Origin of the sequence: Mycobacterium sp. (assembly GCF_049280035.1) — a bacterium.
In the GTDB taxonomy this organism is placed as follows: Bacteria; Actinomycetota; Actinomycetes; order Mycobacteriales; family Mycobacteriaceae; genus Mycobacterium.
On record NZ_JBAPPI010000815.1, the window covers coordinates 1 to 6,179 of the forward strand.

A 6,179-nucleotide genomic window follows, 5' to 3' on the forward strand; every position below is an offset into this window, starting at 1 on the left:
TCGTTACTCCTCACTGTGTGCGCAGCAGGGCGCACGAGTATTTTTCTTCGGCTGTTAACGCAGGCACAAGAAATGTTTCCGTACCGTTGCAAGTGTTCATTCGATCGTTTCACAGGCTCAACAGATGTCAAGAGAGCTCGTTGGTCCGTGGGCTATCTCACTTTGGCGATTTGTTACCAAATCCCTTAACCGTTTGTACTACAGTCCGACCGGTCTGACCAGCCTTTTTGTGCCTGCCCCGTACTTACCGCAGGTCAGAGGCCTTATTTCCGTCTTATTTTGGCGGGTGGGGCTACGACGTCCAGCGCGTTCGGAACGGCCCGGAACGTCATCTGCTCCCGTACGCCGAGGTAGTCACCGTCAAACTGGCTGGCCACTGGCGTGCCAGCGCAGCTGACCCGCACGCAGGCCGCATTGTCATCGCGGACGACCTGGTTGCCCTCGATCTTCGGCTGCTTGGAGAACATCTGCCCGACCAGTCTCAGGCTCGGCACCACCTTCAAGTGGGTGACGCCGAACACTCCCAGCCCCGTCTCGTAGGTGGTGCCGGGATTGGTGCACATCGGCCGGGCGTTGGCGTAGGTCCACGGGCTGGAGTTGGACACGAAGACGAAGTGGACCCCGGAGATCGGCTCGCGCCCGGGCAGCTCGACGGTCAGCCTCGGTTCACGACGGGAGTAGGCCACCGTGGCGCGCACCGCCGCGGTGATATAGCGCGTCGGCGTGACCTTGACGCCCTTTTCCCGTTGCGCTTCCACTTTGGCCACCGCCTCGGCGTCGACGCCCATACCGGCGTTCAGCACCGCCCAGTGCTCGCCGCAGTCGATCAGCCCGATCCGTCGCCACTTCTTCTCCTGGCCGTACCTGTCGAGCAGCCAGATGAGCTGGTTGGTGGCGTCGATCGGGCCCGGCGGGATGCCCAGCGACCGGGCCGCCACATTCGCCGAACCACCCGGGACTATCGCCAGCGCCGGGATATGCCCGGTTGGCACTGGACCGGGGCGGCCAAGCAGGCCGTTGACCACGTTGCTGACCGTCCCGTCGCCGCCGTGCACGACAACCAGATCAACTCCGTCCTGGACGGCAGCCTGCGCGATTTCGCCGCCATGGCCGCGATGGCGGGTGTGCTCGACGGTCAGCTCCAGGCGGCTTTTGAGCGCGTTCGCCAGCAGGTCGCGCCCCGCCGTGGTGGTCGAAGTCGCTGTCGGGTTGACGATCAGCACGGCGCGCATGACGCCAAAGCCTACGGGAGCGGCGACGATGCGGGCCGCACCGCGGCCCGAGGAGGAGCGCGACAATCGGGCTCCGCGGGATGATTACGCTGACGCTGTGAGTGGTCAGCCACCGGCACCGCTGAGTGTGCGTGGCGCTGGAGTGATCGTTGCTGTGCAGGGCGCGATCGGTCTGGTTCTGGCGGCTGTTCTGCTAATCCGGGCACTTGGCGGTGCGGATCAGCGGGTGGTCAACGGCTTTGGCACCGCAGCGTGGTTCGCCCTCGTCGGTGGTGCTGTTCTGGCCGCCGGCGGCGCGATGCTGGTCGGCAGGCGGTGGGGTCGCGGGCTGGCGGTGATCGCCGAGCTATTACTGCTGCCCGTCGCGTGGTATTTGGCCGTCGGTTCTTATCGGCTGCTGGTCGGGGTAGCGCTGGGCATCAGCGCGCTGATCGTGTTGGCGTTGCTGTTCAGTCCGGCCGCTGTGCGCTGGGTCGCGGGCCGGTCATAAGCGCCGCTCGCCCCCGCACGCGGGAGGTGCCCCCACCTCATCGCTGCTTTGTATATCGTCGGCGGCGGCTAGCGGGGTTCGGCCAGCTCCGCCAACTCCGGACCGGACAGCCGGTAAGCGGTCCAGTCGTTTTGTGGCTGACCGCCGACGGTCTCATAGAGGGCAATCGCATCGGTGTTCCAGTTCAACACCGCCCAGGACAGCCGGGTGTAGCCGTTGTCGACGCATTCCCGGGCCAGGGCAGTCAGCAGCCCGCGAGCCAGCCCGAGACGGCGAAACCGTGGAAGCACGAACAGGTCCTCCAGATACACACCCTCGACGCCGTCCCATGTTGAGAAGTTGAGGAACCACAGTGCCATCGCAGCGACTTCACCGTCTACCTCGGCGACGTGTCCTCGTAGCGTTGTGGGTTCATCGAACAGTGCTGCGCTGATTTGCTCGTCGATCACTGTGCAGTGGTCGGCGGCGCGTTCGAAGCGGGCCAGTTCGTGGATCATCGCGGTGATCGCTGCGGCATCGCTGGGTATGGCTCGGCGGATGTGCGCGGTCACAGATCAACTCCCAGCGCGGTCAAGATAGTGACGAATTTCGTTGTGGTCTCGGCAACTTCGGCATCAGGATCGGACTCGGCGACGATCCCGCCGCCGGCGTGGGCGAGTGCAGTACGGCGGTCGGTCGCGAGCTGCGCGCAGCGCAGCGACACCACCCACCGCCCATCACCGCGCGCGTCACACCAGCCGACAGCGCCGGCGTAGAAGCCGCGGTCACCCTCCAGCTCGCCGATCAGTTCGGCAGCGGCGTCGGCGGGCACACCCCCGACCGCGGGGGTGGGGTGCAGCGCCAACGCCAAATCCATTGCGGTCACGGACGTATCGCGAAGTCGTCCGCTGATCGGCGTGCTGAGATGCCAGAGCGCGGTGGTGCGGCTCAGCTCAGGTGTGGGCGCGATCATCAGTTCGCTGCACAACGGACGCAGGGCGTCGGCCATGGCATCGATGACCAGTTGGTGCTCGTGGCGATCCTTGGCGGAAGCCGCCAACGCGGCCCCGGTAGCTGCGTCGCGATCGGGGTCGGCGGCACGCGGCGCGGAGCCGGCGAACGGCCGGCACGTCACCCGGTCGCCGTCGCGCGCAACCAGCAACTCAGGGCTGGCGCCCACCAAGGCCATGCCCGAATACTGGCCGCCCGCCGCGGACAGATCGACCAGGTAGCCGTAGGCGGCAGGGTCGTCCGCGACCAACCGGCCCAGGATGACCCTGGCGTCCAGCGGAGCATCGGCGGCGAGCCGTAACGCGCGAGCCAGCACCACCTTCTGCAGGGTGCTGCCCGGAGCGGTTAGCCGCTCCCGTGCGCGTCGAACCCGGGCGCGGTGCTCGTCGGGCGCGGGATCCGCCCCGACCACCCGCACGGCCGGCAACGGGTCAGTCGGCCAGTCCCGCAGTTTGGCGGTTCGCCGTACGGAACGCGGCACCATCAATGCGGCGGGATTTCGACTGTCAAAAGCTAACGCGCCCAATACTATTGGCACCGCTTCCGAACGCAACGCCGTTTGGGCGTCGGCCACGTCGGAATAGCAGGCTTGCACGCCGTCGGCGACAAGAACCCCGGTCGGTCCGCACAGCACGAAGGGTGGTTCAGTTGTCATTCGGATGCGGATAGCCCAGCGCGCTCAGCTGGCGGATCCCGTGTTCGAAGCCGCAGATTGCCATGGACGCCGCGGTCATGGCGAAGCGGCTGCCCTCAATCAGCGGCAGCTGCACCCAGCGGGTGATCACGGCGCGGGAGAAGTGGCCGTGGCCCACGAACACCACATCACGCGATGCCATCTGCTCGAGCGCCAGCGCGACGGCCCGGTCCGCGCGGGCGCTGACCTGTGCGACGGTCTCGCCGTCCGGGCTGCCGTGCGTCCAGATCGACCAATCCGGCTGTGACTGTTGGATTTGCGCCGTCGTCACGCCCTCGTAGGATCCGTAATCCCACTCGGCGAGCAGCGACGATTTCTCGTCGACGGTCAGGCCGGCGAGCTCGGCGGTCTCCACCGCGCGCCGCAGCGGGCTGCTGATCACCTTCGGGTTGTCGAGATGCAGGTCGACCAGCGCCGGGCCGGCGGCGGCGGCCTGCGCGCGCCCATTGTCGGTGAGTTCGAGGTCGGTGCACCCGGTGTGCTGGCCCGACGTGGACCACTCGGTCTCTCCGTGGCGCAGCAACACCAGCCGATGGTTCTCGATGCCCATGCTGACCGATTCTGCCTGAGACTCATGGCCATCCGCGCGCGGGCACCATGGGTTTGGTGCCAGGATGGCCATATGACGCCCGTGGCAACGAAGTAGAGGAGGGGCGGCGGCATATGACAGGCACCCGAGTGCTGGCGGTGGCTAACCAGAAGGGCGGGGTGGCCAAAACGACGACGGTGGCCTCGCTGGGCGCGGCGATGATGGACGCGGGACGGCGAGTGTTGCTCGTCGACTTGGACCCGCAGGGCTGTCTGACTTTCTCGTTGGGCCAAGACCCGGACAAATTAGCGGTGTCGGTGCATGACGTCTTGCTCGGTGATGTGGAGCCCGACGTCGCCCTGGTCGACACCGCGGAGGGCATGACGCTGCTGCCGGCAAACATTGACCTGGCCGGCGCCGAAGCGATGCTGCTGATGCGGGCCGGCCGCGAGTACGCGCTCAGACGCGCGCTGGACAAACTCGACGGCCGGTTCGACGTGGTCGTCATCGACTGCCCGCCGTCCCTGGGCGTGCTCACTCTCAACGGGCTAACGGCCGCCGATGAGGTCATCGTGCCGTTGCAATGCGAAACGCTGGCGCATCGCGGCGTCGGGCAGTTTCTGCGCACGGTCGCCGACGTCCAGCAGATCACCAACCCGGGCCTGCGATTGCTCGGCGCGCTGCCGACGCTGTACGACCCGCGCACCACCCACACCCGGGACGTACTGCTCGATGTCGCCGACCGCTACGACTTGCCGGTGCTGGCGCCGCCGATTCCGCGCACGGTGCGTTTCGCCGAAGCCAGCGCGTCTGGCTCGTCGGTGATGGCCGCGCGCAAGAACAAGGGCGCGTCCGCCTACCGGGAGTTGGCGGAGACGCTGCTCAAACACTGGAAGTCGGGCAAGGCGCTGCCGACGTTCACTATTGACGCGTGAGGTCAGCCCAGCGCGACGAGGGTGTTGCCGCGCTGCTCGAGCAACTGCGAACCCGAAACGGCGGGGATCACTGGGGCGTTGCCCGGCGGCCGGGTCACCGGCAGGTAGCCTTCGTCGTCGCCGGTGATCGGATTACAAACGGCGATGCCACCTGCGACGGGGACGAGCAACTTGCCGGCCATCATCGCCGCGGGCCCCACCGGAACCGAAGGCCCAGCGGCCCCAATGGAAAAGCGGTAGGTCAGCGTTGCCCCGTCGAAGACCATCACCTTGTCGCCGGTCCACCACGTCACCACGTTGCCGGGCCGCGATACCACGCTCGACGTCGACGGCGGCTTGGGCAGCAGCGTGCTGGCCACGGTCACCCCGGATTCGTCGACCACGTCGACCTTGGGCTGCGGCGCCGGCAGGTAGATGAGGGTCTTCGTCTCGGCCACCGTCAGCACCCGGGCACCAGAACCCACCGCGATCCCCGGCTCGGGCACATCGCGCAGCTCCGGTTCGTCTTCTTCCTTGCTGGGGCGCAGCAGGGTGAGCCGCAGATCCGCTTGGCTGCCACATGCCCCGAGCACCGAGACCGCGGCCGAGCTGGCCGCCGCCGAAACCAAGCGGCATCCGGTGTGCAATCCCTTTGAGGACGGCTTGACCCGGGCGTCGATCTCGCCGTAGGACAGCATCCGGACCATGTCGGAGCGCCACAGTTCCAGCCTGGTGTCGCCCGCCGACAACACCGTGGTGCCGTCGGACGACAGACTGACGTGCTGATCGGAATAGCTGCTTCGAGCAGGCCCGCGCTTGCCGGTGGATCCGTCGATGGTGCTGACCTGACCGCAGCCCCGGTCGTCTCGGTAGACCGCGACCGCGTAGCGGTAGACCCCGGTGACCCCGCACAGATCGCTGCCGCGCGAGTAGTTCCACCGCACCTGGCCGGTGACAGGATCACGCCCTTGGACCACCCGCCCGTCGGTGGTGACGACGGTTCCGGCGACCGCGACAGGCTGGTCAGTCGGCGCGTTGGGGGCGGTCCAGAGCTGCTTGAGCGAGGCAGGCACCTCGTGGGCCAACCTCGGGCTGGGCGGGGGCCCTGCCGCGGGCCGGCTGATCGTGGCGCGGGCATCGCTGGTCCACCAGATCAGCGCCGCGGCCACGGCAACCACCACCGCGATCGTTGCCGCGGCCAACAGATCGGCCTTGGTGCGGCGTTCCGGTTTGACCATCAGGCGTCAGGCGACACCGGTTCAGTTGGCGTTCGCGGCGACGCCCGCCGACTTGCGGGGGCGCCGACGGCGACGCCGTCCGTTGTGTGCGC

Annotated in this window: 7 protein-coding genes; 2 read left to right on the top strand and 5 right to left on the bottom strand. The window is 67.5% G+C overall.

What is annotated here, in order from left to right:
* Window positions 1-263: 263 nt before the first annotated feature.
* Entirely contained in the window at window positions 264-1,232 is a 969-nt protein-coding gene (locus WAN71_RS26110; RefSeq protein ID WP_422228099.1) for a diacylglycerol/lipid kinase family protein, read from the bottom strand.
* A gap of 97 nt (window positions 1,233-1,329) precedes the next feature.
* On the opposite strand from WAN71_RS26110, the gene WAN71_RS26115 reads away from it, so the two are divergent.
* On the top strand, window positions 1,330-1,722 hold the full coding sequence (locus WAN71_RS26115) for a hypothetical protein (RefSeq protein ID WP_422228100.1): 393 nt from the start codon (window positions 1,330-1,332) through the stop codon (window positions 1,720-1,722).
* A 68-nt stretch (window positions 1,723-1,790) separates the two neighbouring features.
* Here the strand turns inward: WAN71_RS26115 and WAN71_RS26120 are convergent, their stop codons facing one another.
* The 3 genes from WAN71_RS26120 to WAN71_RS26130 are packed head-to-tail and all read right to left on the bottom strand — an operon-like array spanning window position 1,791 to window position 3,956.
* Window positions 1,791-2,273 (bottom strand): GNAT family N-acetyltransferase, encoded by a 483-nt coding sequence (locus WAN71_RS26120; RefSeq protein ID WP_422228101.1) that lies wholly within the window; start codon window positions 2,271-2,273, stop codon window positions 1,791-1,793.
* Window positions 2,270-3,367, bottom strand: coding sequence for an isochorismate synthase (locus tag WAN71_RS26125; RefSeq protein ID WP_422228102.1), 1,098 nt, complete (start codon window positions 3,365-3,367; stop codon window positions 2,270-2,272). The genes WAN71_RS26120 and WAN71_RS26125 overlap by 4 nt, the downstream gene beginning before the upstream one ends.
* Window positions 3,357-3,956, bottom strand: coding sequence for an acid phosphatase (locus WAN71_RS26130; protein ID WP_422228103.1), 600 nt, complete (start codon window positions 3,954-3,956; stop codon window positions 3,357-3,359). The genes WAN71_RS26125 and WAN71_RS26130 overlap by 11 nt, the downstream gene beginning before the upstream one ends.
* A gap of 113 nt (window positions 3,957-4,069) precedes the next feature.
* Here WAN71_RS26130 and WAN71_RS26135 point away from each other — a divergent pair, with 113 nt between their 5' ends.
* A complete protein-coding gene (locus tag WAN71_RS26135; protein WP_422228104.1) occupies window positions 4,070-4,870 on the top strand; it encodes a ParA family protein in 801 nt (266 codons plus the stop codon).
* A gap of 2 nt (window positions 4,871-4,872) precedes the next feature.
* Here the strand turns inward: WAN71_RS26135 and WAN71_RS26140 are convergent, their stop codons facing one another.
* A complete protein-coding gene (locus WAN71_RS26140; RefSeq protein WP_422228105.1) occupies window positions 4,873-6,087 on the bottom strand; it encodes a hypothetical protein in 1,215 nt (404 codons plus the stop codon).
* Window positions 6,088-6,179: the final 92 nt, after the last annotated feature.

Bases quoted from the DNA above. Each gene is read 5' to 3' on its own strand.
- WAN71_RS26110 (WP_422228099.1), bottom strand. From the start codon at position 1,232: ATGCGCGCCGTGCTGATCGTCAACCCGACAGCGACTTCGACCACCACG.
- WAN71_RS26125 (WP_422228102.1), bottom strand. From the start codon at position 3,367: ATGACAACTGAACCACCCTTCGTGCTGTGCGGACCGACCGGGGTTCTT.
- WAN71_RS26130 (WP_422228103.1), bottom strand. From the start codon at position 3,956: ATGGGCATCGAGAACCATCGGCTGGTGTTGCTGCGCCACGGAGAGACC.
- WAN71_RS26135 (WP_422228104.1), top strand. From the start codon at position 4,070: ATGACAGGCACCCGAGTGCTGGCGGTGGCTAACCAGAAGGGCGGGGTG.
- WAN71_RS26140 (WP_422228105.1), bottom strand. From the start codon at position 6,087: ATGGTCAAACCGGAACGCCGCACCAAGGCCGATCTGTTGGCCGCGGCA.